The sequence below is a fragment of the Kitasatospora purpeofusca genome, from assembly GCF_000718025.1.
In the GTDB taxonomy this organism is placed as follows: Bacteria; Actinomycetota; Actinomycetes; order Streptomycetales; family Streptomycetaceae; genus Kitasatospora; species Kitasatospora purpeofusca.
The window spans coordinates 1-26,123 of record NZ_JODS01000019.1; the positions used below are offsets into that span (position 1 = coordinate 1).

Annotated in this window: 21 protein-coding genes; 9 read left to right on the top strand and 12 right to left on the bottom strand. The window is 73.1% G+C overall.

What is annotated here, in order from left to right; translation table 11 throughout:
* Positions 1–90 precede the first annotated feature (90 nt).
* Complete coding sequence (locus IF01_RS0124855; protein ID WP_199523330.1) at positions 91–327, bottom strand: hypothetical protein; 237 nt, start codon at positions 325–327, stop codon at positions 91–93.
* Between the two features lie 159 nt (positions 328–486).
* On the opposite strand from IF01_RS0124855, the gene holA reads away from it, so the two are divergent.
* On the top strand, positions 487–1,488 hold the full coding sequence (gene holA, locus IF01_RS0124860; protein WP_030395755.1) for a DNA polymerase III subunit delta: 1,002 nt from the start codon (positions 487–489) through the stop codon (positions 1,486–1,488).
* Positions 1,489–1,501: 13 nt separating this feature from the next.
* On the opposite strand, the gene IF01_RS0124865 is transcribed toward holA, so the two are convergent.
* The 3 genes from IF01_RS0124865 to IF01_RS0124875 all read right to left on the bottom strand — a co-directional run bounded on the left by IF01_RS0124865 (position 1,502) and on the right by IF01_RS0124875 (position 3,516).
* A complete protein-coding gene (locus tag IF01_RS0124865) occupies positions 1,502–2,200 on the bottom strand; it encodes a hypothetical protein (RefSeq protein WP_030395756.1) in 699 nt (232 codons plus the stop codon).
* Between the two features lie 513 nt (positions 2,201–2,713).
* Positions 2,714–2,983, bottom strand: a complete 270-nt coding sequence (gene rpsT / locus IF01_RS0124870) for a 30S ribosomal protein S20 (RefSeq protein WP_030309778.1) — start codon at positions 2,981–2,983, stop codon at positions 2,714–2,716.
* A gap of 227 nt (positions 2,984–3,210) precedes the next feature.
* Entirely contained in the window at positions 3,211–3,516 is a 306-nt protein-coding gene (locus tag IF01_RS0124875) for an antibiotic biosynthesis monooxygenase family protein (RefSeq protein WP_030395757.1), read from the bottom strand.
* 246 nt (positions 3,517–3,762) lie between these two features.
* Between IF01_RS0124875 and lepA the strand changes: the two genes are divergently transcribed.
* Positions 3,763–5,634 carry a translation elongation factor 4 gene (lepA, locus tag IF01_RS0124880; RefSeq protein ID WP_078880277.1) on the top strand — a complete coding sequence of 624 codons (1,872 nt, stop codon included), beginning with the start codon at positions 3,763–3,765 and terminating at the stop codon, positions 5,632–5,634.
* Between the two features lie 109 nt (positions 5,635–5,743).
* On the opposite strand, the gene IF01_RS0124885 is transcribed toward lepA, so the two are convergent.
* From IF01_RS0124885 to IF01_RS0124900, 4 genes are all read right to left on the bottom strand, one after another.
* Complete coding sequence (locus tag IF01_RS0124885; protein WP_030395759.1) at positions 5,744–6,811, bottom strand: NAD(P)/FAD-dependent oxidoreductase; 1,068 nt, start codon at positions 6,809–6,811, stop codon at positions 5,744–5,746.
* A 128-nt stretch (positions 6,812–6,939) separates the two neighbouring features.
* Positions 6,940–7,944, bottom strand: a complete 1,005-nt coding sequence (gene sigJ, locus IF01_RS0124890; RefSeq protein ID WP_078880278.1) for an RNA polymerase sigma factor SigJ — start codon at positions 7,942–7,944, stop codon at positions 6,940–6,942.
* 156 nt (positions 7,945–8,100) lie between these two features.
* On the bottom strand, positions 8,101–9,999 hold the full coding sequence (locus tag IF01_RS0124895; RefSeq protein ID WP_051756193.1) for an ABC transporter ATP-binding protein: 1,899 nt from the start codon (positions 9,997–9,999) through the stop codon (positions 8,101–8,103).
* A gap of 212 nt (positions 10,000–10,211) precedes the next feature.
* Positions 10,212–11,945 carry an ABC transporter ATP-binding protein gene (locus IF01_RS0124900; protein WP_030395762.1) on the bottom strand — a complete coding sequence of 578 codons (1,734 nt, stop codon included), beginning with the start codon at positions 11,943–11,945 and terminating at the stop codon, positions 10,212–10,214.
* 372 nt (positions 11,946–12,317) lie between these two features.
* Between IF01_RS0124900 and IF01_RS0124905 the strand changes: the two genes are divergently transcribed.
* The 3 genes from IF01_RS0124905 to IF01_RS0124915 all read left to right on the top strand — a co-directional run bounded on the left by IF01_RS0124905 (position 12,318) and on the right by IF01_RS0124915 (position 16,127).
* Positions 12,318–14,240 carry an AMP-dependent synthetase/ligase gene (locus IF01_RS0124905; protein ID WP_030395763.1) on the top strand — a complete coding sequence of 641 codons (1,923 nt, stop codon included), beginning with the start codon at positions 12,318–12,320 and terminating at the stop codon, positions 14,238–14,240.
* Positions 14,241–14,320: 80 nt separating this feature from the next.
* Complete coding sequence (gene hemW, locus IF01_RS0124910) at positions 14,321–15,550, top strand: radical SAM family heme chaperone HemW (protein WP_030395764.1); 1,230 nt, start codon at positions 14,321–14,323, stop codon at positions 15,548–15,550.
* 22 nt (positions 15,551–15,572) lie between these two features.
* Positions 15,573–16,127 carry a Uma2 family endonuclease gene (locus tag IF01_RS0124915; protein WP_030395765.1) on the top strand — a complete coding sequence of 185 codons (555 nt, stop codon included), beginning with the start codon at positions 15,573–15,575 and terminating at the stop codon, positions 16,125–16,127.
* Here IF01_RS0124915 and IF01_RS0124920 read toward each other — a convergent pair.
* The 4 genes from IF01_RS0124920 to htpX all read right to left on the bottom strand — a co-directional run bounded on the left by IF01_RS0124920 (position 16,118) and on the right by htpX (position 19,424).
* The gene (locus IF01_RS0124920; protein ID WP_030395766.1) at positions 16,118–16,951 is read right to left on the bottom strand and encodes a DUF3097 domain-containing protein; all 834 of its coding nucleotides are present in this window, start codon (positions 16,949–16,951) and stop codon (positions 16,118–16,120) included. The two genes, IF01_RS0124915 and IF01_RS0124920, sit on opposite strands and share 10 nt — an antisense overlap.
* Positions 16,952–16,971: 20 nt before the next feature.
* Positions 16,972–17,751: a DUF2785 domain-containing protein gene (locus IF01_RS0124925; protein ID WP_030395767.1), complete on the bottom strand. Its 780-nt coding sequence runs from the start codon at positions 17,749–17,751 to the stop codon at positions 16,972–16,974.
* A gap of 79 nt (positions 17,752–17,830) precedes the next feature.
* Positions 17,831–18,418, bottom strand: coding sequence for a PspA-associated protein PspAB (gene pspAB / locus IF01_RS0124930; protein ID WP_030395768.1), 588 nt, complete (start codon positions 18,416–18,418; stop codon positions 17,831–17,833).
* A gap of 85 nt (positions 18,419–18,503) precedes the next feature.
* Positions 18,504–19,424: a zinc metalloprotease HtpX gene (htpX, locus tag IF01_RS0124935; protein ID WP_030395769.1), complete on the bottom strand. Its 921-nt coding sequence runs from the start codon at positions 19,422–19,424 to the stop codon at positions 18,504–18,506.
* Positions 19,425–19,697: 273 nt separating this feature from the next.
* Between htpX and hrcA the strand changes: the two genes are divergently transcribed.
* The 4 genes from hrcA to IF01_RS0124955 all read left to right on the top strand — a co-directional run bounded on the left by hrcA (position 19,698) and on the right by IF01_RS0124955 (position 26,101).
* Complete coding sequence (gene hrcA / locus IF01_RS0124940) at positions 19,698–20,732, top strand: heat-inducible transcriptional repressor HrcA (RefSeq protein WP_030395770.1); 1,035 nt, start codon at positions 19,698–19,700, stop codon at positions 20,730–20,732.
* Positions 20,733–20,807: 75 nt separating this feature from the next.
* Positions 20,808–21,950, top strand: a complete 1,143-nt coding sequence (gene dnaJ, locus IF01_RS0124945; protein ID WP_030395771.1) for a molecular chaperone DnaJ — start codon at positions 20,808–20,810, stop codon at positions 21,948–21,950.
* Positions 21,951–22,031: 81 nt separating this feature from the next.
* On the top strand, positions 22,032–22,781 hold the full coding sequence (locus IF01_RS0124950) for a 16S rRNA (uracil(1498)-N(3))-methyltransferase (RefSeq protein ID WP_030395772.1): 750 nt from the start codon (positions 22,032–22,034) through the stop codon (positions 22,779–22,781).
* A gap of 77 nt (positions 22,782–22,858) precedes the next feature.
* Positions 22,859–26,101 carry a S41 family peptidase gene (locus IF01_RS0124955; RefSeq protein ID WP_030395773.1) on the top strand — a complete coding sequence of 1,081 codons (3,243 nt, stop codon included), beginning with the start codon at positions 22,859–22,861 and terminating at the stop codon, positions 26,099–26,101.
* Positions 26,102–26,123 lie beyond the last annotated feature (22 nt).

A 26,123-nucleotide genomic window follows, 5' to 3' on the forward strand; every position in this document is an offset into this window, starting at 1 on the left:
CGGGCCGACAAATCCCAAACAGGACAGTCGAAACGTCAGTCAGTGCTCGGGTCAGACCCGCCAGCAGCGTCACCACGTACATCATCACTGTCAGTGCTGCTCGCGCCAGCCGTCGTGGGAGGCGGCGACGGTGTCGAGGGCGTGGAGGAGAGCCGGGGTCCAGCCGTGCTCGGGGGGTTCCACGACCACCAGCCACTGGGCGTCCTCGGCGTCGTCCTCCCCGGCGAGGGCGTCCCGGACGATCTCCGGCTCGGCGAGGTCGGGGTGGTCCGCGCCGAGCTCCTCGGCGGCCTCCTCGGCGGCATCGCGGTCGGGCAGGACGAGCAGTTGCCGGGCGTGCGGGTCGAAGTCGTCCGGCAGGTCGGCTGCCTCGGAGACGGACGCGGCGACGGACTCGGTGGTGGGGTCGGTGGTGGGGTCTTCGGTCACCCGTCCATTCTCCAGGGCGGCCGGAGCTGTCCGTGCCCCGTGGGATGCTGGTAGGCGATGGCCAGGAAGAGTGCACCCGACGACCTGCTCGCCCCGCTGACCCTCGCGGTCGGCCAGGAGGAGCTGCTGCTGGACCGCGCGGTGGCCCAGGTGGTGGCCGCGGCGAAGGCCGCCGACCCGGACACCGATGTGCGGGACATCCCGCCCGGTGGCCTGCAGCCCGGCAGCCTGGCCGAGCTCACCACTCCCTCGCTCTTCGCCGAGCGCAAGGTCATCGTGGTCAGGGCCGCGCAGGACCTCTCCGCCGACTCCGTCAAGGAGGTCAAGGCGTACATCGAGGCCCCCGCCGAAGAAGTGATCATGGTCCTGGTGCACGCGGGCGGCGCCAAGGGCAAGGGCCTACTGGACGCGGGCCGCAAGGCCGGCGGCCGCGAGGTGGCCTGCGCGAAGCTCGCCAAGGCGAGCGAGCGGCTGGCCTTCGTGAAGGGCGAGTTCCGGACCCTCGGCCGCTCGGCGACGCCGGAGGCCTGCCAGACCCTGCTGGACGCGCTCGGCAGCGACCTGCGCGAGCTGGCGGCCGCCTGCAACCAGCTGACCTCCGACGTCGAGGGCACCATCGACGAGACCGTGGTCGCCCGCTACTACAGCGGCCGGGCCGAGGCCACCGGCTTCGAGGTCGCGGACCTGGCGGTCACCGGCCGGGCCGCCGAGGCGCTGGAGCGCCTGCGCTGGGCCCTGGCGGTCGGCCAGCCGCCGACCGGCATCACCTACGCGCTGGCGTCCGGCGTGCGGAGCATCGGGCGGCTGGCGACGGCCGGGCGGAACATGCGCCCGGGGGACCTCGCCCGCGAGCTGGGCATGCCGCCGTGGAAGGTGGAGCGGGTCCGCCAGCAGATGCGCGGCTGGACGGGCGACGGCGTGGCCGTGGCGCTGACGGCGATCGCGCAGGCGGACGCCGCCGTCAAGGGCGGCTCCGACGACCCGGCCTTCGCCCTGGAGCGTGCCGTGGTCGCCGTGGCGAGGGCCGCCAGGGCCGGTTCCCGGCAGCCCTCGTACTGAGCCCGCTCCGGGGCTACGGGCCGCCGATCGCCTTGAGCATGTCCCGGGTGTCGTCGAGCATGGCCTTGCGCACGGTCTCCCGGTCCAGGGTGTGGTTCTTGCCGACCTGGTAGTTGTCCGTCCAGTACAGCGAGTACGTCATACCGCCGTCGCGGACCTGCAGGTAGTAGTTGATGTCGTGGAAGGTCTTGTCCGAGCTGGTCGGTTCGTCACCGTAGGCGAGGTAGGCCTCCTCGCCGAGGCCCGGTACGGGGGTGATCTCGTACTTCTGCTGCTCGAAGTACTGTCGCAGGGCGGTGAACTCCGGGGCGGAGTCGACGGCCCGGTGCAGTTCGGCCCGGATGTCGAGGGTGGCGTAGTCGGTGGTCTCGCTGTCGGACGGGGTGCGCTTCATCAGCGCGTAGCAGCGCATGACGTCCATGGAGTCGGTGCGGCCGACGTGTTCCAGCGGGTAGTTGTCCACCATCTTGTACTTGCCGCGGAACGCGGTGAGCTTGCCGGCGTCGCAGATCCGGTCGACCGCGTGGTAGCTGCGGAGGCTCTTCGCCGCGGACCCGCCGTCGACCAGACCGGGCACCGCGAGCACGGTGCCGGTCCAGACGGCCGAGGCGAGGATCGCGCCGACGAACGCCCAGGTCGCGTTGCGCCGAAGTCCGCCGCTCCGGCGGCCGCCCGGGGCGGGGGCGCCGCCCACCACCGCCGAGCCGGGCACCGTGGGTGTTCCCGGTCCGCCCGGTGCGCCGGGCGCGCTGGGGAGGCCGGGCGGCGGCCCGAAGCCGGGCGGGCTGTTCGGTACCGGTGGCTGCTGCGGGAAGCCGGCGAAGCCGGGTCCGTTCTGCGGCGACGGTGCCGGTGACGGTGATGACGGCGGCGGTGTCCCCAATGTGTGCCCCCCTCGGGCCTGCGACGTGGGTGCCGGAGCCCCGACCCTATCGGCCGGGCCGGGCGACCGTTCGAGGAAAGCGACGGCCGCCGGGCCGACCCGGTTCCCGCCCCGGCCCGGCCGCCGGCCCGGGGCCCGGAAACGCCGACTGCCCGCCCGGTGTGTACCGGGCGGGCAGTGGTGGGAAGTCCTGCGGGCAGGTACTTCCGGTCAATCCCTGTGCACCGCACCCGCGTGGCGAACGCAGGCCGCGTGCGGTGCGAAGTCTGTTGTGCGCCTCGGGGGTTCCGGGTAGAGGGCCGGGCGTCCCGAGGGGTGGGGCCGTCGTGCGGCCCCGAGGCGTCAGGCCTGGACGGCGGTGTTGACGCGCTTGGTGATGGCCGACTTCTTGTTGGCGGCCTGGTTGGCGTGGATGACGCCCTTGCTCACGGCCTTGTCCAGCGCCTTGGAGGCGGCGCGGGCCAGCTCGGTGGCCTTCTCGGTCTCGCCGGCGGCAGCGGCCTCGCGGGCCTTGCGCAGAGCGGTCTTCAGCGAGGACTTGACGGCCTTGTTGCGCAGGCGCGCCTTCTCGTTGGTCTTGTTGCGCTTGATCTGGGACTTGATGTTCGCCACGAAAGTGCCTCAGTCTGTGAAATCGGTTCTGGGGGTTCCCCGGCCGGAGGCTGGGGAGGTTTGCACCAGCGACCCTTGGAGCAGCTGAGAGGGCATGCCGGGGCCAGGTGCAGCGGCCAACGCTACCAGGGCCGACGGGCCCGGCCCAAACCGGGCGGGCACGGCGCGGGCACGGCGCGGGCGCGCGCTGGGCGCCCGGTGGAGGCGCGCCGGGCGCCCGGTGCCGGTCAGGCCCGCAGCAGCGGCTCGCCGTAGTGCTCGACCTCGGGGAACGGCCGGTAGAAGTGGTGCAGCAGCGCACGCCACCGCTGGTACTCGGGGGAGCGGCGGAATCCCTCGGTGTGGTCGGTGAGGTTCTCCCACTCCACCTGGAGCAGGAACCGGGAGCCGCGCCCCTCGTCCAGGCAGCGGCGCAGGGCCAGCGAGCGGAAGCCGGGCCGGCCGGCGATCAGGGGGCGGGCCTCGGTGAAGGCGGCGAGGAATTCCTCCTCCTGGCCGGGCAGCACGTCGAGCAGGGCGCTTTCGAGGATCATGGCTCGCCATCCTGCCGTGCGACCTCGACCGCGGGAGCCGTCCCGCGGGCCCCGGGGACCCCTCGCGACAGCCCGCTTCGGGGCCCCCGGGCGGCCCGAAGCGGACGGGTGGCGCGCGGTCCGCCCGCGGGAGGTGGGAAGATGGGAGGAACTATCTCGATCGGACGACCGTCCGGTCGCCCGGGAAGCCGGTCAGCGATGATCCGGACACCCCCGGCCCCCGGACCAACGGAGAATCGGACCAAGGTGCCCGCGACCCCCAGCAATGTGCCAGAGCCCAGCCGTACCGACCCGGCGCTGATCCGCAACTTCTGCATCATCGCCCACATCGACCACGGCAAGTCGACCCTCGCCGACCGGATGCTGCAGATCACCGGTGTGGTCGACCCGCGGCAGATGCGCGCCCAGTACCTCGACCGCATGGACATCGAGCGCGAGCGCGGCATCACGATCAAGTCGCAGGCCGTCCGTCTCCCGTGGGCGCCGAGGACCGGTCCCCACGCCGGGAACACGCACATCCTCAACATGATCGACACCCCGGGCCACGTGGACTTCACGTACGAGGTGTCGCGTTCCCTCGCGGCCTGCGAGGGCACCGTCCTGGTCGTCGACGCGGCCCAGGGCATCGAGGCGCAGACCCTCGCCAACCTGTACCTGGCGCTGGAGAACGACCTCACGATCGTCCCGGTGCTGAACAAGATCGACCTGCCGGCCGCGCAGCCGGAGAAGTACGCCGCGGAGATCGCCCACATCATCGGCTGCGACCCGTCCGATGTGCTTCAGGTCAGTGCCAAGACCGGTCTCGGTGTCGAGGACCTGCTGGACCACATCGTCAACACCGTCCCGGCCCCGGTCGGCGTCAAGGACGCCCCGGCCCGCGCGATGATCTTCGACTCGGTGTACGACTCCTACCGCGGCGTGGTCACCTACGTCCGTGTCGTGGACGGTCAGCTGACCAAGCGCGAGCGCATCGCGATGATGTCCACCGGCGCCACCCACGAGCTGCTGGAGATCGGCGTCATCTCGCCGGAGCCGAAGGTCGCCGACGGCCTGGGCGTCGGTGAGGTGGGCTACATCATCACCGGTGTGAAGGACGTCCGGCAGTCCAAGGTCGGTGACACCATCACGTCGATGCACAAGGGTGCCACCGAGGCGCTCGGCGGCTACAAGGACCCGCGTCCGATGGTGTTCTCGGGCCTGTACCCGCTGGACGGCTCGGACTACCCGCTGCTGCGCGACGCCCTGGACAAGCTGCGGCTGAACGACGCGGCGCTGGTGTACGAGCCGGAGACCTCGGTCGCGCTCGGCTTCGGCTACCGCTGCGGCTTCCTCGGCCTGCTGCACCTGGAGATCATCCGGGAGCGCCTGGAGCGCGAGTTCAACCTCGACCTCATCTCCACCGCCCCGAACGTGGTCTACCGGGTGATCATGGAGGACGGCTCCGAGCACACCGTCACCAACCCGAGCGAGTTCCCGGTCGGCAAGATCGCCGAGGTGTACGAGCCGGTCGTGCGCGGCACCATCCTGGCGCCGAACGAGTTCGTCGGCGCGATCATGGAGCTGTGCCAGTCCCGCCGCGGCAACCTCCAGGGCATGGACTACCTGTCCGAGGACCGGGTCGAGCTGCGCTACACCCTTCCGCTCGCGGAGATCGTCTTCGACTTCTTCGACCAGCTGAAGTCCAAGACCCGCGGCTACGCCTCGCTCGACTACGAGCCCATCGGCGAGCAGACCGCCGACCTGGTCAAGGTCGACATCCTGCTGCACGGCGACGCGGTGGACGCGTTCTCCGCGATCGTGCACAAGGACAAGGCCTACGGCTACGGCGTGATGATGGCCGGCAAGCTGCAGAAGCTGATCCCGCGCCAGCAGTTCGAGGTGCCGATCCAGGCCGCGATCGGCTCCCGGGTGATTGCCCGTGAGACCGTCCGCGCCATCCGCAAGGACGTCCTCGCCAAGTGCTACGGCGGTGACATCTCCCGTAAGCGGAAGCTGCTGGAGAAGCAGAAGGAGGGCAAGAAGCGGATGAAGATGGTCGGCCGCGTGGAGGTCCCGCAGGAGGCCTTCATCGCCGCGCTGTCCACCGACGCCGAGACCCCCAAGGGCGAGAAGAAGTAACCGAAGAAGTAACCGAGGGCGGAAGGCGGTCGGGGAGGACCCCGGCCGCTCGCCCTCCACCGTGAGGGGCCCGGGACACGATGCGTGTCCCGGGCCCCTCACGTGTGCTTCAGCGCAGCGACATGACGACGCTCTTCAGGATCGCGGCCTTGATCAGCCGCCCGGTCCGGCCGGTGAGCGCGGTGGGTCGCATCGAGTCGTCGCCGTGGATCAGCTGGACCAGCCCGTCGCGCCGCCCGAGGCTCAGGCACTGCACGAGGTAGCGGAAGGCGAACGGCTTGTCGGTGCGCCCGGCGAGCAGCTTGCCGAGGTACTGGCCCTGCGGCAGGGCGGTGGCGCAGCCCATCCGCAGGGTGCCGGTGCCGGGGACGGTGACCTCGGCGGCGTCGCCGATCACGTGCACCTCGGGGTGCGAGACCGACCGCAGGTGGTCGTCGACGATCGCCCGGCCGGCCGGGGTGACGGCGAGGCCGGCCTCGGCAGCGAGCGGGTGCGGTTCCATCGAGGCGGCCCAGACGACCAGGTCGGCGGGGATCCGGCCGCCGGCGGTGGTGAGGCCCTCGGCGTCGACGGCGGTGACGGCGGTCTGCTCGTGGATCGCGACGCCGAGTCCGCGCAGCACCCGGTGGACGTGGCCGCGGCCCTTGGCCGAGAACCAGCCGCCGACCTGCTCGGCGGCGACGATCCGCACGGTCCAGTCGGGGTGGGCCTCGGCGAGTTCGGCGGCCAGTTCGATGCCGGTGGCGCCGCCGCCGACCACGGCGACGGTGCCGGGGCGGTCGGCGGTGCGCAGCCGTTCGGCGATCCCGGCGGCGTGTTCGGCGGCGTAGGCGTGCTCGGCGGCGCCGGGGACGTCGTGCCAGGCAGTGCGGCTGCCGAGGGCGTGGACCAGGGTGTCGTAGGCGACGACCTCGCCGTTGTCGAGGGTGATCTTGCGGCCGGCGAGGTCGATCCCGGTGGCGCGGGCGGCGATGTGGCGGACGGCGCGTCCGCGCAGCACCTCGGCGAGGGCGGGCCGGTGCTCGGGGTGCCCGGCGGCGGTCTCGTGCTGCCGGATGCGGTGCAGGATCCGCTGCTCGGGGGCGATCAGGGTGACCTGCCCGCGCTTGCCGGCACGGGTGGCGGCGGCGAGGCCCGCGTAGCCGGCGCCCAGTACGACGATCTGCTTCTCGGTCATGTCGTCCCGCTCCTTCGTGGCGCCGTCGGCGGCGTCCTCTTCCGGCGCCCCCGGGGTGGCCGGGGAGCGCTCTCCGCGTGTTCGGAAGGGGGACGACGGAGCCGGTCGGAGTGTGACGGTGACCCGCGTCACACCGCCGGCGGGGTGGTGGCGGGGTTGAGGTGGGTGAGCTTCTCCGGGTTGACCACGGTGTAGGCGGAGGTGATCCGGCCGTCGGCGACGGTGAAGCCGACCACGCCGCCGACCAGGCCCGGCTGCTGGTACCAGACCAGGCCGGGTTCGCCGTTGACCAGGGCGAACTCGATGACGGTGTCGGGGGTGCCCCACTTGGTGACCATGCCGGCGACGAGCCGGGAGACCTTCTCCGCACCGAAGACCGGGCGGGCGCCGGCGGTGACGAGGCCGCCGCCGTCGGAGTGCCAGACCACCTCGGGGTCGAGGACGGCGAGCAGGCCCTCGATGTCGCCGCGGGCGGTGGCGGCGGCGAACGCCTCGACGGCCTGCCGGTGCTCGGCGGGGTCGGCGGTGGCCCGGCGGCCGCCGTCCTTGACCCGGCGGCGGGCGCGGGAGGCGAGCTGGCGGGCGGCGTCGGGGCTGCGGTCGAGGGAGGCGGCGATCTCGTCGAAGCCGACGGCGAAGACGTCGTGCAGCACGAAGGCGGCGCGTTCGGCGGGGGTGAGCTGTTCGAGGACGGCGAGCAGGGCCAGCGAGACGGATTCGCCGAGTTCGGCGAGCTCGGCGGGGGAGGCGGGGCCGCTCTGGTAGGAGACGGACGGTTCGGGCAGCCATTCGCCGAAGTAGGACTCGCGGCGGGCCCGGGCGGAACCGAGCTGGTCGTAGCAGAGGCGGGTGACGACGGTGGTGAGGAAGGCGCGGGGGTCGGCGACGGCGGCGCGGTCGGCGGCGCGCCAGCGCAGCCAGGCCTCCTGGAGGACGTCCTCGGCGTCGGTGAAGGAGCCGAGCATCCGGTAGGCGACGGAGCCGAGGTAGCGCCGGTTGGCCTCGAAGGCGTCCGGGGCGGTGCCGCCGGTCGTGGCGTCGGTGCTGCCGGTGGTGGCCCGGGCGCTGCCGGTGCCACCGCTGCCGCTGCCGGTGCTGGGCGCGGCGGTGGCCGCCGACGGTTCGTCACTCACGGCCCTACGGTAGCGTCCCGCCCCCCGGCGGGGCAGGGTGGGACGGCCCCGGACGTGCGGGAACCCGGGGCGACCGGCTGTCGGGCCGGCCGCCCCGGGTTCGCCGGGAGGCTCACCGGGAGGTGGGCGGGGAAGGCGCGCGACCGCGCCCGGGGGCTACTCGACCTCGGCGACCGCCTCGGCGAACTGCGCCTGGTAGAGCCGGGCGTAGGCCCCGTCGGCGGCGATCAGCTCGTCGTGGCCGCCCTGCTCGACGATGGAGCCGTTCTCCATCACCAGGATCACGTCGGCGTCCCGGATGGTGGAGAGCCGGTGCGCGATGACGAAGCTGGTGCGGCCGGTGCGCAGCCGGGCCATGGCCCGCTGGATGAGCACCTCGGTGCGGGTGTCGACGGAGCTGGTGGCCTCGTCGAGGACCAGGATCGACGGCTGGGCGAGGAAGGCGCGGGCGATGGTGATGAGCTGCTTCTCGCCGGCGCTGACGCCGGTGCCCTCGTCGTCGATGACCGTGTCGTAGCCGTCCGGCAGGGTGCGGACGAAGCGGTCGACGTGGGCGGCCCGGGCGGCCTCGATCACCTGCTCGCGGGTGGCGCCGTCGGCGCCGTAGGCGATGTTGTCGGCGATGCTGCCGCCGAACAGCCAGGTGTCCTGGAGGACCATGCCGATCCCGGAGCGCAGGTCCTCGCGGGACATGGCGGCGATGTCGACGCCGTCGAGGGTGATCCGCCCGGCGCTGACCTCGTAGAACCGCATCAGCAGGTTGACCATGGTGGTCTTGCCGGCGCCGGTGGGGCCGACGATGGCGACGGTCTGGCCGGGTTCGACCTTGAGCGAGAGGTCGTCGATGAGCGGCTTGTCGGGGTCGTAGCGGAACGCGACGTCCTGGAAGACCACCCGGCCGCGCAGGGTGTCGGGGCGTTCCGGCATGGCCGGTTCGGGGGTCTGCTCGGCCGAGTCGAGGAGTTCGAAGACGCGTTCGGCGGAGGCGACGCCGGACTGCACCAGGTTGGCCATGCTGGCGACCTGGGTGAGCGGCTGGCTGAACTGCCGGGAGTACTGGATGAAGGCCTGGACGTCGCCGATGGAGAGGGCGCCGCTGGCCACCCGCAGGCCGCCGACGACGGCGATGAGCACGTACTGGAGGTTGCCGATGAGCATCATCGCGGGCTGGATGATGCCGGAGATGAACTGGGCCTTGAAGCTGGAGGCGTAGAGGGCCTCGTTGTGCTCGCGGAAGGTGGCTGCGGACTCCTTCTGCCGGCCGAAGACCTTGACCAGGGAGTGGCCGGTGTACATCTCCTCGATGTGCGCGTTGAGCTGCCCGGTGGAGCGCCACTGCTGGACGAACTGGGGCTGGGCGCGCTTGCCGACCCGGGTGGCGACGACGACGGACAGCGGGACGGCGATCAGCGCGATCAGGGCGAGCAGCCAGGAGATCCAGAACATCATGGCGAGTACGCCGACCACGGTGAGCAGGGAGTTGATCACCTGGCCGGTGGTCTGCTGCATGGTCTGGCTGATGTTGTCGATGTCGTTGGTGACCCGGCTGAGGACCTCGCCGCGGGGCTGCTTGTCGAAGTAGCTGAGCGGCAGCCGGGCGAGCTTGGCCTCGGTGTCCTGGCGCAGCCGGTAGCCGACGCGCTGGATGGCGCGGGCGGCGAGGCGGCCCTGGACGACGCCGAAGACGGCGGAGGCGACGTAGATGGCGAGGACCCAGAGCAGGATGCTGCCGATGGCGCCGAAGTCCATGCCCTGGCCGGGGGTGAAGTCGACCGAGGAGATCAGGTTGGCGAGGTCGCCGTCGCCGCGGGCGCGCATGGCGTCGACGATCTGCTGCTTGGAGGAGCCGGCCGGGAAGCGGCTGCTGACGACGCCGGCGAAGATGAGGTCGGTGGCGTGGCCGAGGATCTTGGGGCCGACGATGGCGGCGCCGATGCTGAGGACGCCGAGGCCGAGGACGCCGGCGATCAGGGCGCGTTCGGGGCGGAGCAGTTTGAGCAGCCGCTTGCCGGAGGTCTTGAAGTCCATGGACTTCTCGGCGCCCTGACCGCCCATGAAGCGGCCGGGGCCGGCGGGGCCGCGGCGGGCGGCGGCGGACTGGGAGTCACCGACCGGCGCGCCCGGTCCGCCCGGTCCGCCGGGGCCGCCCGGACGTCCACCGGGTCCGCCCGGTGCCTTGGCGAAGTCCGGCCGTCCACCCGGTGCCTTGGCGAAGTCCGGCCGTCCGGGTGCTTTGTCGGACCCGGGTGCGGGCCTGTCGGGGCTGGTCACGCCGCCTCCTGCTCGGTGAGCTGGGAGAGCACGATCTCCCGGTACGTCGGGTTGCCGGCCATGAGCTCGCCGTGGGTGCCGGTGCCGACCACGGCGCCCTCGTCGAGGACGATGATCCGGTCGGCGTCGCGGATGGTGGAGACGCGCTGGGCGACGATCACGACGGTCGCCTCGGTGGTCTCGCGGGCGAGCGCCTTGCGCAGCTTGGCGTCGGTGGCGTAGTCGAGCGCGGAGAAGGAGTCGTCGAAGAGGTAGATGTCGGGCCGGCGCACCAGGGTGCGGGCGATGGCCAGGCGCTGGCGCTGGCCGCCGGAGACGTTCCCGCCGCCCTGGGCGATGGGCGCGTCCAGGCCCTCGGGGAACTTCTCGACGAACTCCTTGGCCTGGGCGATCTCCAGCGCGTGCCAGAGCTCCTCGTCGGTGGCGTCGGGCCGGCCGTAGCGGAGGTTGCTGGCGACGGTGCCGGAGAACAGGTAGGGCTTCTGCGGGACGAGTCCGACGCTGTCCGAGACGGCGCCGGGGTCGAGTTGCCGGACGTCGACGCCGCCGAGCAGGACCTGGCCGGAGCTGACGTCGAAGAGCCGGGGGACGAGGCCGAGCAGGGTGGACTTGCCGCTGCCGGTGGAGCCGATGACGGCGGTGGTCTCGCCGGGGCGGGCGGTGATGTCGATGCCGCGCAGGACGGAGGCCTCGGCGCCGGGGTAGCGGAACTCGACCTCCCGCAGTTCGAGGTGGCCGCGGCGCAGCACCTCGGTGACGGGGTCGGTGGGCGGGACGACGCTGGACTCGGTGCCGAGCACCTCCTGGATGCGTTCGGCGCAGACCTCGGCGCGCGGCACCATCATGAACATGAAGGTGGCCATCATGACGCTCATCAGGATCTGCAGCAGGTAGGAGAGGAACGCGGTGAGTGCGCCGATCTCCATGTCGCCGCTGTTGATCCGGTGGGCGCCGAACCACAGGACGGCGACGCTGGAGATGTTGACGACCAGCATCACGCTCGGGAACAGGTAGGCCATCAGCTTGCCGACCTGCAGCGAGACGCCGGTGAGGTCCTCGTTGGCGTCGGCGAACCGGTTCTGCTCGTGGTCGTCCTTGACGAAGGCGCGGATGACCCGGATGCCGGTGATCTGCTCGCGCAGCACCCGGTTCACGGTGTCGATCTTGTCCTGCATGCTGCGGAAGCGCGGGCGGAGCTGGCGCACGAGCACGGCGACCACGACGGCGAGGGCGGGGACGACGGCCAGCAGCAGGCCGGAGAGCGGCACGTCCTGGTTGAGGGCCATGATGATGCCGCCGACGCACATGATCGGCGCCGCGACCATCATGGTGAACGACATCAGCACCAGCATCTGGACCTGCTGGACGTCGTTGGTGGTGCGGGTGATGAGGGACGGGGCGCCGAACTGGCCGACCTCGCGGGCGGAGAAGCCCTGGACGCGGTCGAAGACGGCGGCGCGGATGTCGCGGCCGACGGCCATGGCGGTGCGCGCCCCGTAGTAGACGGCGCAGATCGAGCAGAGGGTCTGGAGGACGGTGACGCCGATCATCACGGCGCCCACCTGCAGGATGTAGCCGGTGTCCCCCTTGATCACGCCGCTGTCGATGATGTCGGCGTTGAGTGTGGGCAGGTAGAGCAGCCCGAGGGTGGACACCAGCTGGAGCAGCACCAGCAGGGTGATCGGTCGGGAATAGGGGCGGAGGTACGCCCTTAGCAGTCTGATCAGCACTGGCTCACTCTTGTCGTCGGCGGCGTCTTTGGCATCCCAATTCTCGTTGTTCGGAGGGCTCGTACAGCCGATTCCGGGCAAGCGAGCCGGATCTTTGTCCGGCTCTTTGCCGAACGTTCCGGGCGGCGGGGTGGTGCCGTGCACCGATGGTTCGGGAGGGTGCCAGCTCGGTCCGCCCTCTTACGGAATGACCGGTTTCCCCCTAGGCTGCTGACAGCCCTCTTGTTACTCACTGGTACCGGCCCGGTTTGCGTCAGGCGGGCCGGCGACCGCCCCCACGGCCGCCGCGCGTCCCGTCCGCGGTGCCGGTCCCAGCCGCAGACCCCGTCCCTCCACGTCCATCGGACGGCCACCCGCCCCCGGAGGTCCTCGTTGAGTTCCGCGCAGTCCCTGATCGACTCCGGCCGTCCCGACCTGGTCGCCGGGCGTCCCACCTCCGTCGCCCACCTGTTCCAGGAGCGGGTCGCGCTGACCCCCGGCGGTGAGGCCTACCGCTACCCGGTCCCGGTGGACGAGCACGCGGCGGACAGCACCCCCGGCGCCGAGCAGTGGCGGTCGCTGACCTGGGCGCAGTCCGCGACCCGGGTGTACGCGGTGGCGGCGGGGCTGCTGTCGCTGGGCATCGAGGCCGAGGACCGGGTCGCGCTGGCCTCCTCCACCCGGCTGGAGTGGGTCCTGGCCGACCTCGGCAACATGTGCGCGGGCGCGGCCACCACGGCCGTCTACCCGAGCACCAACGCCGACGAGACCGCGTTCATCCTCTCCGACTCCGGCTCCCGGGCCATGTTCGCCGAGAACACCGCCCAGCTGGACAAGGTGGTCGCGGAGCTGGACCGGCTGCCCGCGCTGGAGACGGTGGTCCTCTTCGACGCGCCCGACGGGCCGCCGGAGGCCGGCCGGCTGAGGGTGCTGTCCTTCACCGAGCTGGAGCGCCTCGGCACCGAGTACCTGGCCGCGCACCCGGACGCGGTCGAGAAGGCGATCGCCGCGCTCGACAAGGAGCAGCTGGCGACCCTGATCTACACCTCCGGCACCACCGGCCGCCCCAAGGGCGTGCGGCTGGTGCACGACTGCTGGGCGTACGAGGGCCGGGCCCAGGAGGCCAGCGGGCTGCTGGCCGCCGACGACGTGCAGTTCATGTGGCTGCCGCTGTCGCACGTGTTCGGCAAGACGCTGATCTCGGGGCAGATCGCCACCGGGCACGTGATGGCGCTGGACGGCCGGGTGGAGCGGATCATCCACAACCTCCCGGTGATCCGGCCGACCGTGATGGCCTCGGCGCCGCGGATCTTCGAGAAGGTCTACAACGGCATCGCCGGCAAGGCCAGGGCCGAGGGCGGCGCCAAGTACAAGATCTTCCTGTGGGCGGCGCGCACCGCCCGCGACCACGCCCGCGCGGTGCAGGAGAGCCGGGTGGCGACCGGGGTGGGCACCGCCCCGGTGGGGCTGCGGCTGAAGCACGCGATCGCCGACCGGCTGGTGTACTCGAAGATCCGGGCCGCGTTCGGCGGCCGGCTGCGCGGGGCGGTCTCCGGCAGTGCCGCGCTGGCGCCCGAGATCGGCTACTTCTTCGTCGGCGCGGGCGTGCCGATCCTGGAGGGCTACGGCCTGTCCGAGACCAGCGCCGGCTCCTGCGTCAACCGGGCCGAGGACATCCGGGTCGGCACGGTGGGCCGTCCGCTGCCGGGCACCGAGGTGCGGATCGCCGAGGACGGCGAGATCCTGCTGCGCGGCCCCGGTGTGATGCGCGGCTACCACAACCTGCCGGAGAAGACCGCCGAGGTGCTGGAGTCGGACGGCTGGTTCCACACCGAGGACATCGGCGAGCTGTCCGCGGACGGCTTCCTGCGGATCACCGACCGCAAGAAGGACCTGTTCAAGACCTCCGGCGGCAAGTACGTCGCGCCGAGCGAGGTGGAGGGCAAGTTCAAGGCGGTCTGCCCGTTCGTCAGCAACATCCTGGTGATCGGCAACGGCCGCAACTTCTGCACCGCGCTGATCGGCCTGGACGAGTCCGTGATCATGCCGTGGGCCGCCGAGCACGGGATGGCCGGCAGCTCCTACGCCGAGGTGACGGCCGACCCGCGGACCCACGAGCTGATCGAGGGCTTCGTCCGGCGGCTGAACGGCTCGCTGCAGCGCTGGCAGACGATCAAGAGGTTCCACCTGCTGCCGCGCGACCTGGACGTCGAGCACGGCGAGCTCACCCCGAGCCTGAAGATCAAGCGCCCGGTGGTGGAGCGGACCTACGCGGACGAGGTCACCGCGATGTACGCGGGCGCCAACGAGGCCTGATCCCGGCCCGGTCCGACCGCGTCCCACACTGTCCCGTACGGCCCGGGGGGATCACTCCGGCCGTACGGGACAATGGGGTCATGCCCTCCGCACTCCCCGACGGTGAACCGGTACCGTCCGACGGCTCCCTGCCCGCGCACGCCCTGGACGGGCTGGGCTCCCGGCCGTTCGGCTTCTACCTGCACGTGCCGTACTGCGCCAGCCGCTGCGGCTACTGCGACTTCAACACCTACACCGCCACCGAGCTGCGCTCCTCCGGCACGGTCGCCTCCCAGGAGACCTACGCGGACAACGTGGTCGCCGAGGTCCGGCTGGCTCGCCGGGTGCTCGGCGACGCCGCCCCGCCGGTGCGCACCGTCTTCCTGGGCGGCGGCACCCCGACCCTGCTGCCCGCCCGCGACCTGGTGGCGATGCTCGCCGCGATCCGCGAGGAGTTCGGGCTCGCCGAGGGGGCCGAGGTCACCACCGAGGCCAACCCGGAGTCCGTGGACCCGGCGTACCTGGCGGAGCTGCGCGAGGGCGGCTACAACCGGATCTCCTTCGGCATGCAGTCGGCCCGCCCGCACGTGCTGCAGCTGCTCGACCGCCACCACACCCCCGGCCGCCCCGAGGCCTGCGTCGCCGAGGCGCGCGCGGCGGGCTTCGAGCACGTCAACCTCGACCTCATCTACGGCACCCCCGGCGAGTCCGACGACGACTGGCGGGCCTCCCTGGACGCCGCGATCGGCGCCGGCCCGGACCATGTCTCCGCCTACTCGCTGATCGTCGAGGAGGGCACCAAGCTGGCCGCCCGGGTCGGCCGCGGCGAACTGCCGATGATCGACGACGACGTGCACGCCGACCGCTACCTGATCGCCGAGGAGGCGCTGGCCGCGGCCGGCTACTCCTGGTACGAGGTCTCCAACTGGTCCACCACCCCCGAGGGCCGCTGCCGCCACAACGAGCTGTACTGGACCGGCGGCGACTGGTGGGGCGCCGGCCCCGGCGCGCACAGCCACGTCGGCGGCGTCCGCTGGTGGAACGCCAAGCACCCCGCCGCCTACGCCCGCGCCCTCGCCGAGGGCCGCACCCCCGCCCAGGGCCGCGAACGCCTCGCCGCCGAGGACCGCCGGGTCGAGCGGATCCTGCTGGAACTGCGCCTGGTCGAGGGCATCCCGCTGGACCTGCTGACGGAGACCGGCCTGAAGGCCGCACACCAGCACCTGGCCGACGGCCTCCTCGCCCCGCAGCCCTGGGCCGCCGGCCGCGCCGCCCTCACCCTCCGCGGCCGCTTGCTGGCCGACGCGGTGGTACGTGACCTGGTGGACTGACTCGCGCTAGCTTTCTTCCGTGATGACTGATGAGCACAGGGTGATGGAGCTCTTCGAAGGGCTGGCCGTCCCGGAGGGGTGGAGGGCGGAGCTCGTCCGCGGCGAGATTGTGCTGAGCATGAGCTCGGACCTGACCGCCAATCTGATCACCGCATCCGTGCGGGACCGGATTCCACACCATCGCTGGCACGCTCTGACCACACAGGACGTGGCCATTGCCGGTGCGCTCAGCGAGCCCCAGCCGGACCTGGTCGTGTTCGAACGTGGGGCGGTCGACGGTCCGGGACGGGTGGTTCCCGCGTCGGACCTCACGCTGGTCGTCGAGGTCGTCTCGAAGACCAGCGTGCTGCGCGACTACCGGACCAAGCGGGAGCTGTACGCCGAGGGCGGCATCCCCGTCTACCTGATCGTCGACCCGATCAAGGGCCTCTGCGTCCTGCTCACCGAGCCGACCCGGGCGGCCGCCTCCGGGCTGCCCGACTACGTGGCCGAGCGGACCACCAAGTTCGGCGAGCCGGTTCCGGTGGACCTGCTGGGCATCACGCTCGACACCACGGAGTTCCGGCCCTACTCCTGACCCGGCAGGGTCACGAAGTCGATCAGTTCCTCGACCTTGCCCAGCAGCTCGGGCTCCAGGTCCCGGTAGGAGTTCACCTTCGACAGGATGCGCTTCCACGCCGCCGGGGTGTCCTCGGGCCAGCCCAGGCGGCGGCAGGTGCCGGTCTTCCAGTCCTCGCCCCGGGGGACGGCGGGCCAGGCCGGGATGCCAACGGAGGAGGGCTTCACGGCCTGCCAGACGTCGATGTAGGGGTGGCCGACGACCAGGACGTGCGGGCCGCTCGCCCGGGCGGCGATGCGGTGCTCCTTGGTGCCCGGGAGCAGGTGGTCGACCAGGACGCCGAGGCGGCGCTCCGGGCCGGGGGCGAATTCGGCGACGATCGCGGGCAGGTCGTCGACGCCCTCCAGGTACTCGACGACCACGCCCTCGATCCGCAGGTCGTCGCCCCAGACCCGCTCCACCAGCTCGGCGTCGTGCCGGCCCTCGACGTAGATCCGCGACTCGCGGGCGACCCGGGCCCGGGCGCCGGGGACGGCGACCGAGCCGGAGGCGGTGCGGGCGGGGGTGCGGGCCGGGGCCGGGGCCGCGGGCCGGACCAGGGTGACCGTCCGGCCCTCCAGCAGGAAGCCGCGCGGGACCAGCGGGAACACCCGGTGCTTGCCGAACCGGTCCTCCAGGGTGACGGTGTGGCCCTCGGCGGTCCGCTCGCAGCGCACCACCGCCCCGCAGAAGCCCGTCGACGCCTCCTCGACCACGAGGTCCCGCTCGGCCGGTACCTCGGGGGCGGGCGTCGACCGCTTCCACGGCGGGGTCAGGTCCGGTCCGTACTGGCGGCTGCGCATTCCCCGGAGTCTACGGGGCGTCAGCCAGTGAACGGCGAGTTCAGCACCAGCAGCTCGGCGATCCGCGCGCGCAGGGCGGCGGAGTGCGGCAGCGGCACCGGTGCGCCGCCGCGCTGCATCCGGACGCCCCGGTCGGCGAGCACGTAGACGGCCCGCAGGGTGCGCAGGGTGTTGGAGACGACGGCGGGGACGGCGCCCGCGGTCGCGGAGGGGCGGCGCGGCGGCTGCGCGGCGATCGGGTCGAGCCAGCCGAGGGCCTGGCGCTCGGTCAGCTCCGGCCGGGTGAGGATCTGGGCGACCGCGCGGCCGAGCCGGTCGTCCTCCATGGCGTCCAGTACGTGGTCGGTGGGGGCGAGCAGCCGGGCGGTGACCAGGTCCAGCAGCGGGGTCGGGTCGGCGAGCAGCGGGCCGCGGCCGAGGGCGGCCAGCAGGTCGGCGCCGTGTGCCACCGCGTGCAGCCAGCCGAGCCGGGGGTCGAAGCCGCGCAGGTCGGTCTCCTCGACGTACCAGCGGGCGAAGGCCGCCAGCCAGGCCGGGCGGTGGGCGCCGTGGTCGGCGAGGTCGGCGAGGACCAGCGGGGCGAAGGTGCGGGCCTGGATCTCGGGGTCGGTGAGGCGTTCGGCCATCTCGTCGCCGAGCGCGAGGCGCTGCTCGGGCGTCAGCAGCGGTACCCAGCGGCACAGCTGCTCGTAGGCGAGGCTGTCGCGGACGTGCGGGTCGGGCGAGCGCAGCGCGGCGCTGACGGCGGCGAGGGTGTCGGGGGTGGGGGCGGCGGATTCGAGTGCGGTCCAGTTGATCACGGGCGGACCCTAGGGGCGGGGGCGGCCGCGGGCCACCGATTTAACGGGCCCGGTGGGCGGCCCGGTTCACAACCCCGGCTCACAGCCCCGGCGCGCCCCAGACCGGGAACCAGCGGGTGAGGTCCTTCTCCAGCCGCAGGTCGTTGCCGAGCATCGCGTTGACCTCCAGCTCCAGCGGGTTGTCGCGCTTCTCCCCGCCGCCGGGCAGCGGTGCGAACGGGTAGAAGGTGCCGCGCTTGTACAGGTAGACGAGGGCCAGCGGGCGCTGTCCGTCGGCGTCGCGGAAGCCGACCAGGGAGCAGAGCAGCTGGGGGCCGAAGCCGTGCGCCTCGAGTTCGCTGTTGACCGCGTGCAGGTCGTTGACGAGTTCGGGCAGTTCGCCGGGCTCGTGCCGGGCGAGCAGCCAGGAGTAGCCGTAGGAGTCCTTGGACGCCTCGACGGGGACGCCGCCGCGTTCGGTGTCGGCGTCGAGCAGGGCCCGGACCTGACGTTCGACCTCGTCGAAGGCGCCGCCCTCGACGGAGGCGAAGCAGACCGAGCCGAGTCCGGTGGGCCGGAAGCCGGCCGCGGCCTCCAGGGTGAGGGCGGCGGACGGCACGCCGAACAGCTGGTCGAGGTCGGGCTTGACGGGCTTGGTGCGGCCGAACAGCGTGTCCAGGATGCCCACGGCGGTCCTTCCGGTCAGAGGGCGGTGCGGTGCGGTGCGGGGGCGGTGCGGTGCGGAGTACGGGAGCCGCGGCCGGACGGGTGGCTCAGCGGCCGAGCTCGGAGGAGATCTTCGCCAGCTGGGCCAGCCGCTGCTCCAGCGACGGGTGGGTGGAGAACAGCTGGGTGGCGGCCTCCCGGGCGCTGAGCGCCGGCGCGAAGTAGAACGCGTTGTAGGGCTGGGCCTGGCGCAGGTCCCGGGTCGGGATGGCGGCGATCTGGCCGGTCACCTTGGTGAGCGCCGAGGCCAGCGCGCTGGGCCGCCCGGTGAGCTGGGCGGCGGCCCGGTCGGCGGCCAGCTCCCGGTAGCGGGAGAGCAGCCGGGTCAGCAGGAAGCTGATCGCGTAGACGGCGATCGACACCAGCGGGATCACCAGGGCGGCGATCGCGGCGTTGGAGTCGTTGTTGTTGCGCCCGCCGCCCATGAAACCGCCGTACATGGCGATCCGGGTCATCGCGCCGGCCAGTACGCCGAGGAAGCCGGCCACCGTCATCACGGCGACGTCCCGGTGGGCGACGTGCGACAGCTCGTGGGCGAGCACGCCCTCCAACTCCTCCGGCTCCAGCCGGCGCAGCAGGCCGGTGGTCACGCAGACCACCGCGTTCTGCGGGTTGCGGCCGGTGGCGAAGGCGTTCGGCATGTCGTTGTCGGCGACCGCCACCCGGGGTTTGGGCATGTCGGCGAGCGCGCAGAGCCGGTCGACGGCGCCGTGCAGCTGCGGGTACTGCTCCGGGGTGACCCGGTGGGCGCCCATCGCCCGTTCGGTGATCCGGTCGCTGAACCAGAACTGGGCGACGAACAGGCCGCCCGAGATCAGCACGATGATCGGCCAGGCGCCGCGCAGCAGCGCGATCAGCAGACCGGTGAATCCCACGTACAACAGCCCGATCAGGAACATCGTCCCCACCATGCGGCCGGTCAGGCCGCGGTCGGGGGCGAAGCGGGTGTGCTGGCCCGAGCTCGACATCGCTGCTCCTCCGTTCGCCGTCCGCTTCCGATGCTGCCACCGGGCGGGCCCCGCGGCATCACCCGCGCGCCGCGGACTGCGGGCAGGATCACCCCGGCCGGGCCGTTCCTGCCGTCGGACCCGGGCCTTACACTGGCAGGTACGGTTCTGGCACTCGTGTGTTCAGAGTGCCAAGGCCGGGCCCCGCGGGGTCGGACCGGACAGCTCGAACACGGACACATGCCACGACGGTGTGTCACAACGGACAACGCGTGAAGACGGAGGTGCGTGCCCATGGCCGGTGAGGTCCGCCAGCTCGACGACCGCAAACTCGCGGTGCTTCGCGCGATCGTCCAGGACTACGTGGGGACGGAGGAGCCGGTCGGCTCCAAGGCCCTGGTCGAACGGCACAACCTCGGGGTCTCCCCGGCGACCGTGCGCAACGACATGGCGGCGCTGGAGGAGGAGGGCTACATCCACCAGCCGCACACCAGCGCCGGTCGGATCCCCACCGACAAGGGCTACCGGCTGTTCGTCGACAAGCTGGCCGAGGTCAAGCCGATGAGCGCGCCCGAGCGGCGGGCGATCCGGCACTTCCTCGACGGCGCGGTGGACCTCGACGACGTGGTCGCCCGCACGGTGCGGCTGCTCGCCCAGCTGACCCGCCAGGTCGCGGTGGTGCAGTACCCCTCGCTGAGCCGTTCCACGGTGCGGCACATCGAGCTGGTGGCGCTGGCCCCGGCCAAGGTGATGCTGGTGCTGATCATGAACACCGGCCGCGTCGAGCAGCGGCTGGTGGACTGCCCGGGTACGGTCGGCGAGACCGTGCTGGCGGACCTCCGGGGCCGGATCAACGCCCGGGCCGCCGGACAGCGGCTCCCGGACGTCCCGGGGCTGCTGGAGGAACTGCCCGCGCAGTTCGAGGCGGCCGACCGGCCGACCGTGTCCACGGTGCTGGCGACGCTCTTCGAGACCCTCGCCGAGCAGCGCGAGGAGCGGATCATGCTGGCCGGCACGGCCAACCTGACCCGCTTCGGCCACGACTTCCCGCTGACCATCCAGCCGGTGCTGGAGGCGCTGGAGGAGCAGGTCGTCCTGCTCCGCCTCCTGGGTGAGACGGCGGACGCCGGGATGACGGTCCGGATCGGGCGGGAGAACGCCTACGAAGGGCTGAATTCCACCTCGGTCGTCTCGGTCGGTTACGGTTCGGGCGACGAGAGCGTGGCCAAACTGGGGGTGATCGGTCCGACCCGGATGGACTACCCGGGCACAATGGGGGCGGTGCGAGCGGTGGCACGGTACGTGGGTCAGATTCTGGCCGAGTCGTAGGAACGGTCGTCGTCGGACAGCTGACGGCGCCCGAAGTCGCAAGCACTCACACAGGCGGAACAAGCGGAGCATTTGGTGGCCACGGACTACTACGCGGTACTCGGCGTCCGACGGGATGCGGGGCAGGACGAGATCAAGAAGGCGTTCCGGCGCCTGGCACGCGAACTGCACCCGGACGTCAACCCGGACCCGAAGACGCAGGAGCGGTTCAAGGAGATCAACGCCGCCTACGAGGTGCTCTCCGACCCGCAGAAGCGCCAGGTCTACGACCTCGGCGGCGACCCGCTCTCGCCGAACGGCGGGGGCGGCGCGGGCGGCTTCGGCGCGGGCGCGGCGGGCTTCGGCTTCTCCGACATCATGGACGCCTTCTTCGGCGCCGCCTCCGGCCAGCGCGGACCGCGCTCCCGGACCAGGCGCGGCCAGGACGCCATGATCCGGCTGGAGATCACCCTGGAGGAGGCCGCGTTCGGCACCACCAAGGAACTCCAGGTCGACACGGCCGTCACCTGCACCACCTGCAGCGGCGAGGGCGCCGCGCCCGGCACCTCCGCGCAGACCTGCGACATGTGCCGCGGCAAGGGCGAGGTCTCCCAGGTCACCCGGTCCTTCCTGGGCCAGGTCATGACCTCCCGCCCCTGCCCGCAGTGCCAGGGCTTCGGCACCGTCGTGCCGACCCCCTGCCCGGAGTGCGCCGGCGACGGCCGGGTCCGCGCCCGCCGCACCCTGACCGTCAAGATCCCGGCCGGGGTCGACAACGGCACCCGGATCCAGCTGGCCGGCGAGGGCGAGGTCGGCCCCGGCGGCGGCCCGGCCGGCGACCTCTACGTCGAGATCGCCGAGACCGCCCACCCGACCTTCCAGCGTCGCGGCGACGACCTGCACTGCACGGTCACCATCCCGATGACGGCGGCCTCGCTCGGCACCCAGGTGCCGCTGCAGACCCTGGACGGGATCGAGGAGGTCGACATCCGGCCCGGCACCCAGTCCGGCCAGTCGATCCCGCTGCACGGCCGGGGCATCACCCACCTGCGCGGCGGCGGCCGGGGTGACCTGATAGTGCATGTCGAGGTGCAGACGCCCACCAAGCTCGACGCCGAGCAGGAGGAGCTGCTGCGCCGCCTGGCGGTGCTGCGCGGCGAGGAGCGGCCGTCCGGCCAGTTCGCGCCCGGGCAGCAGGGGCTGTTCTCCCGGCTGAAGGACGCCTTCAACGGCCGGTAGCCGTCCCGCGCGGGGGTGCCGAGGCTTCCTCGGCACCCCTTTCGCGTTCCCGTTCCCGTTCCCACCCCGGAGGTTCCCCGCATGACCGCGCCCGTGTTCGTCGTCGACCCCGAGCGGATCGCCGCCGCCGCGCCGGGCGCGTCCGTCCGGCTGGACGGGCCGGAGGGCCGGCACGCCGCCGCGGTGAAGCGGCTGGAGCCGGGCGAGGCGGTCACCCTGGCCGACGGCCGGGGCCTCGGCGTGGACGGCACCGTCGCGGCGGTGCACGGCAAGGACGCGATCGAGGTGACGGTGACGGCCGTGCGGCGCGAGCCGGAGCCGTCGCCGCGGATCGTCGTCGTGCAGGCGCTGCCCAAGGGCGACCGGGGCGAGCTGGCGGTGGAGACCATGACCGAGGTCGGCGTGGACGTGGTGATCCCCTGGGCGGCGTCGCGCTGCATCACCCAGTGGAAGGGCGAGCGCGGCGCCAAGGCGCTCGCCAAGTGGCGGGCCACCGCGCGGGAGGCCGGCAAGCAGTCCCGGCGGCTGCGCTTCCCCGAGGTCCGCGAGGCGATGACCACCCGGCAGCTGGCCCCGGTGCTGGCCGGCGCCGCGTTCGCGGCGGTGCTGCACGAGGAGGGCTCCGAGCCGCTGGCCGGCGCCGCCCTGCCGGAGACCGGGGACCTGGTGCTGGTGGTCGGCCCGGAGGGCGGCGTCTCCCCGGAGGAGCTGGCCGCCTTCGCCGAGGCCGGCGCGAAGCCGTACCGGCTCGGCCCCTCGGTGCTGCGCACCTCCACGGCCGGGGTCGCGGCCGGCGCGCTGCTGCTGGGCCGCACCGGCCGCTGGGCCTGACACCGGCGTCCCCCGTCGGGGTTCGCGGACCGCGAACTCCGGGCGCGCCGCGCCCCCGGCTGCCTAGGGTGGCGACCGTGAGCGAACCCGAGAGCACCCCCGAGGGCGCCTACCTGCGCCACCCGCACCTGCACGGCGACCTGATCACCTTCGTGGCCGAGAACGACGTGTGGCTCGCCCCGCTGGACGGCGGCCGGGCCTGGCGGCTGACCGCCGACCACCGACCGGTCCGCAGACCGATGTTCTCCCCGGACGGCCGCCACGTCGCCTTCACCTCCACCCGGGACGGCGCCCCCGAGGTGCACGTGGTCCCGGTGGACGGCGGGCCGTCCCGGCGGCTGACCCACTGGGGCGACGCGCAGACCCAGCTGCGCGGCTGGACCGCCGACGGCCGGCCGATCGCCACCACCGCCGCCGGGCAGGCCTCGCTGCGCCGCACCTGGGCGCGGGCGGTGCCGCTGGACGGCGGCGAGGCGGCCCGGCTGCCGTACGGCCCGGTCGGCGGGCTGGCCTTCGAGCCCGACGGCGACCGGGTGCTGCTGGTCTCCGCCTACGCCACCGAGCCGGCCTGGTGGAAGCGCTACCGGGGCGGGCGGACCGGCCGGCTGTGGATCGGCTCCGACCGCTTCGAGCGCGTCCACGAGGAGCTGGACGGGCACATCGAGTCGCCGCTGTGGGTGGGCGGGCGGATCGCCTTCCTCTCCGACCACGAGGGCGTCGGCGCGCTCTACTCCAGCCTCCCGGACGGCTCCGACCTGCGCCGGCACGGCATCTCGCCGGAGGGCTTCTACGCCCGCACCGCCACCACCGACGGGAGCCGGGTGGTCTGGCACAGCGCCGGCGACCTGTGGCTGCTGGAGGACCTCGACGGCGCCGGGCCGCGCCGCCTGGACGTCCGCCCGGCCGGTCCGCGCACCGGCCGCCGCCCCCGCCCGGTGTCCGCCGCGCACTGGCTGGAGGGCGCCGCCCCGGACCGCACCGGGCGGGCCGGGGCCGTGGTGGTGCGCGGCTCCGTGCACTGGCTCACCCACCGGGAGGGTCCGGCCCGGGTGCTGGACGAGACGCCGGGCGTGCGCGGTCGGCTGGCCCGGGTGGTGCCGGGACCGGCCGGCGAGGACGCCGCCCAGGGCGTGGTCTGGGTGACCGACGCCGAGGGCGAGGACGCGATCGAGTACGCGCCCGCCGTGCTCGGCACCGAGCGCCGCCGGCTCGCCGCCGGGCAGCTGGGCCGGGTCCGCTCGCTGTTGGTCTCCCCGGACGGCAAGCAGTTGGCGGTCGGCGCGCACGACGGCCGGGTGCTGCTGGTCGGCCTGGCCGACGGCGCCGTGCACGAGCTGGCGCACAGCACCGACGGCGAGGTCAGCGGGCTGGCGTTCAGCCCGGACTCGGCCTGGCTGGCCTGGTCGCAGCCGACCCTCGGCGCCTGGTCGCTGCGCCAGATCGTGCTGGCCAACCTGGCCACCCGGACGGTCTCCGAGGCGACCCCGCAGCGGTTCGTCGACACCTCCCCGGCGTTCACCGCCGACGGCCGGCACCTGGCGTTCCTCTCGGTGCGCAGCTTCGACCCGGTGTACGACTCGCACGTCTTCGACCTGTCGTTCCCCAACGGCTGCCGCCCGTACCTGATCACGCTGGCCGCCGACACGCCGTCGCCGTTCGGGCCGCGCCGGGCGGGCCGGGCGGCCGGCGGGGAGGAGGACGAGCCGAAGGGCCGCCGGGCGGACGGCGAGGAGGGCGCGGCCGACGCGCCGCCGGCGACCCGGGTCGACCTGGACGGCATCGCCGACCGGATCGTGCCGTTCCCGGTGGAGGGCGGCCGGTTCGGGGTGCTGCGGGCCGCCAAGGACGGCGTGCTGTGGACCAGGCTGCCGCTGGTCGGCGAGCTGGGCGACGAGGCCGCCTCGCTGGAGGACGAGCGCCCGCGGCCGACCCTGGAGCGCTTCGACTTCCGCAAGCGCCGGGCGGAGCAGCTGGTGGACGGCCTGGACGCGTTCGCGGTGAGCGGGGACGGCACCCGGCTGGTGGTGCTGGACGAGGGCGAGCTGCGGATCGTGCCCGCCGACCACAAGGCCTCCGGCGAGGACGACGAGATCGACGTCGACCTGGACCGGCTGCGGGTGACGGTCGACCCGGCGGCCGAGTGGCGGCAGATGTACGACGAGAACGGCCGGCTGATGCGGGACAACTTCTGGCGTCCCGACCTCGGCGGGGTGGACTGGGCCGGGGTGCTGGCCCGCTACCGGCCGCTGGTGGAGCGGCTCGGCTCGCACGACGACCTGGTGGACCTGCTCTGGGAGGTGCACGGCGAGCTGGGCACCTCGCACGCCTACGTGGTGGCGCACGGGGTGCACACCGAGCCGGCCCGCCGGCAGGGCCTGCTGGGCGCGGACCTGGTCCGGGACGGTGAGGTGTGGCGGGTCGCGCGGATCCTGCCGGGGGAGTCCTCCGACCCGCGGGCGCACTCGCCGCTGGCCGCCCCGGGCGCGGCCGTCCGCCCCGGGGACGCGGTGCTGGCGGTCAACGGCCGCCCGGTGGACCCGGTGACCGGCCCGGCGCCGCTGCTGGCGGGCACCGCCGGGCAGCCGGTCGAGCTGACGGTGGCCGGCAAGGACGGCACCGACCAGCGGTACCCGGTGGTCGTCCCGCTCGCCGACGACGAGGCGCTGCGCTACCACGACTGGGTGGCCGGGCGGCGGGCCGCCGTCCGGGAGCTGTCGGACGGCCGGCTCGGCTATCTGCACATCCCCGACATGCAGACCACCGGCTGGGCGCAGATCCACCGCGACCTGCGCTCGGAGATGGCCAGGGAGGGCGTGGTCGTCGACATCCGGGGCAACCGGGGCGGGCACACCTCGCAGCTGGTGGTGGAGAAGCTGGCGCGCCGGATCGTCGGCTGGGGCGTGGGCAGGGACGTCGCCAACCCCGCGCCGTACCCGGAGGACGCGCCGCGCGGTCCGGTGGTCGCCCTGGCGGACGAGTACTCGGGCTCGGACGGCGACATCGTCAACGCGGCGATCCAGGCGCTGGGGATCGGCCCGGTGGTCGGCACCCGCACCTGGGGCGGGGTGATCGGCATCGACAGCCGCTACTCGCTGGTGGACGGGACCCTGGTGACCCAGCCGAAGTACGCGTTCTGGTCGGAGCGGCTCGGCTGGGGCCTGGAGAACCACGGAGTGGACCCGGACGTGGAGGTGCCGTTCCCGCCGCACGCCTGGGCGGCGGGGGAGGACCCGCAGCTCGCCGAGGGGGTGCGGATCGCCCTGGCGGCGCTCGCGGAGCGGCCGGCCAAGACCCCGCCGGCGCTGCCCTGGGAGCGCTAGCCGGGTGGTCGCGGGAGGCCGG

Excerpts from the sequence above, each read along its gene's own strand:
- holA (WP_030395755.1), top strand. The coding sequence starts at position 487 with ATGGCCAGGAAGAGTGCACCCGACGACCTGCTCGCCCCGCTGACCCTC.
- IF01_RS0124875 (WP_030395757.1), bottom strand. The coding sequence starts at position 3,516 with ATGATCCTCGAAAGCGCCCTGCTCGACGTGCTGCCCGGCCAGGAGGAG.
- IF01_RS0124885 (WP_030395759.1), bottom strand. The coding sequence starts at position 6,811 with ATGACCGAGAAGCAGATCGTCGTACTGGGCGCCGGCTACGCGGGCCTC.
- IF01_RS0124895 (WP_051756193.1), bottom strand. The coding sequence starts at position 9,999 with ATGGGCGGTCAGGGCGCCGAGAAGTCCATGGACTTCAAGACCTCCGGC.
- hemW (WP_030395764.1), top strand. The coding sequence starts at position 14,321 with ATGCCCTCCGCACTCCCCGACGGTGAACCGGTACCGTCCGACGGCTCC.
- IF01_RS0124915 (WP_030395765.1), top strand. The coding sequence starts at position 15,573 with ATGACTGATGAGCACAGGGTGATGGAGCTCTTCGAAGGGCTGGCCGTC.
- IF01_RS0124920 (WP_030395766.1), bottom strand. The coding sequence starts at position 16,951 with ATGCGCAGCCGCCAGTACGGACCGGACCTGACCCCGCCGTGGAAGCGG.
- htpX (WP_030395769.1), bottom strand. The coding sequence starts at position 19,424 with ATGTCGAGCTCGGGCCAGCACACCCGCTTCGCCCCCGACCGCGGCCTG.
- hrcA (WP_030395770.1), top strand. The coding sequence starts at position 19,698 with ATGGCCGGTGAGGTCCGCCAGCTCGACGACCGCAAACTCGCGGTGCTT.
- IF01_RS0124950 (WP_030395772.1), top strand. The coding sequence starts at position 22,032 with ATGACCGCGCCCGTGTTCGTCGTCGACCCCGAGCGGATCGCCGCCGCC.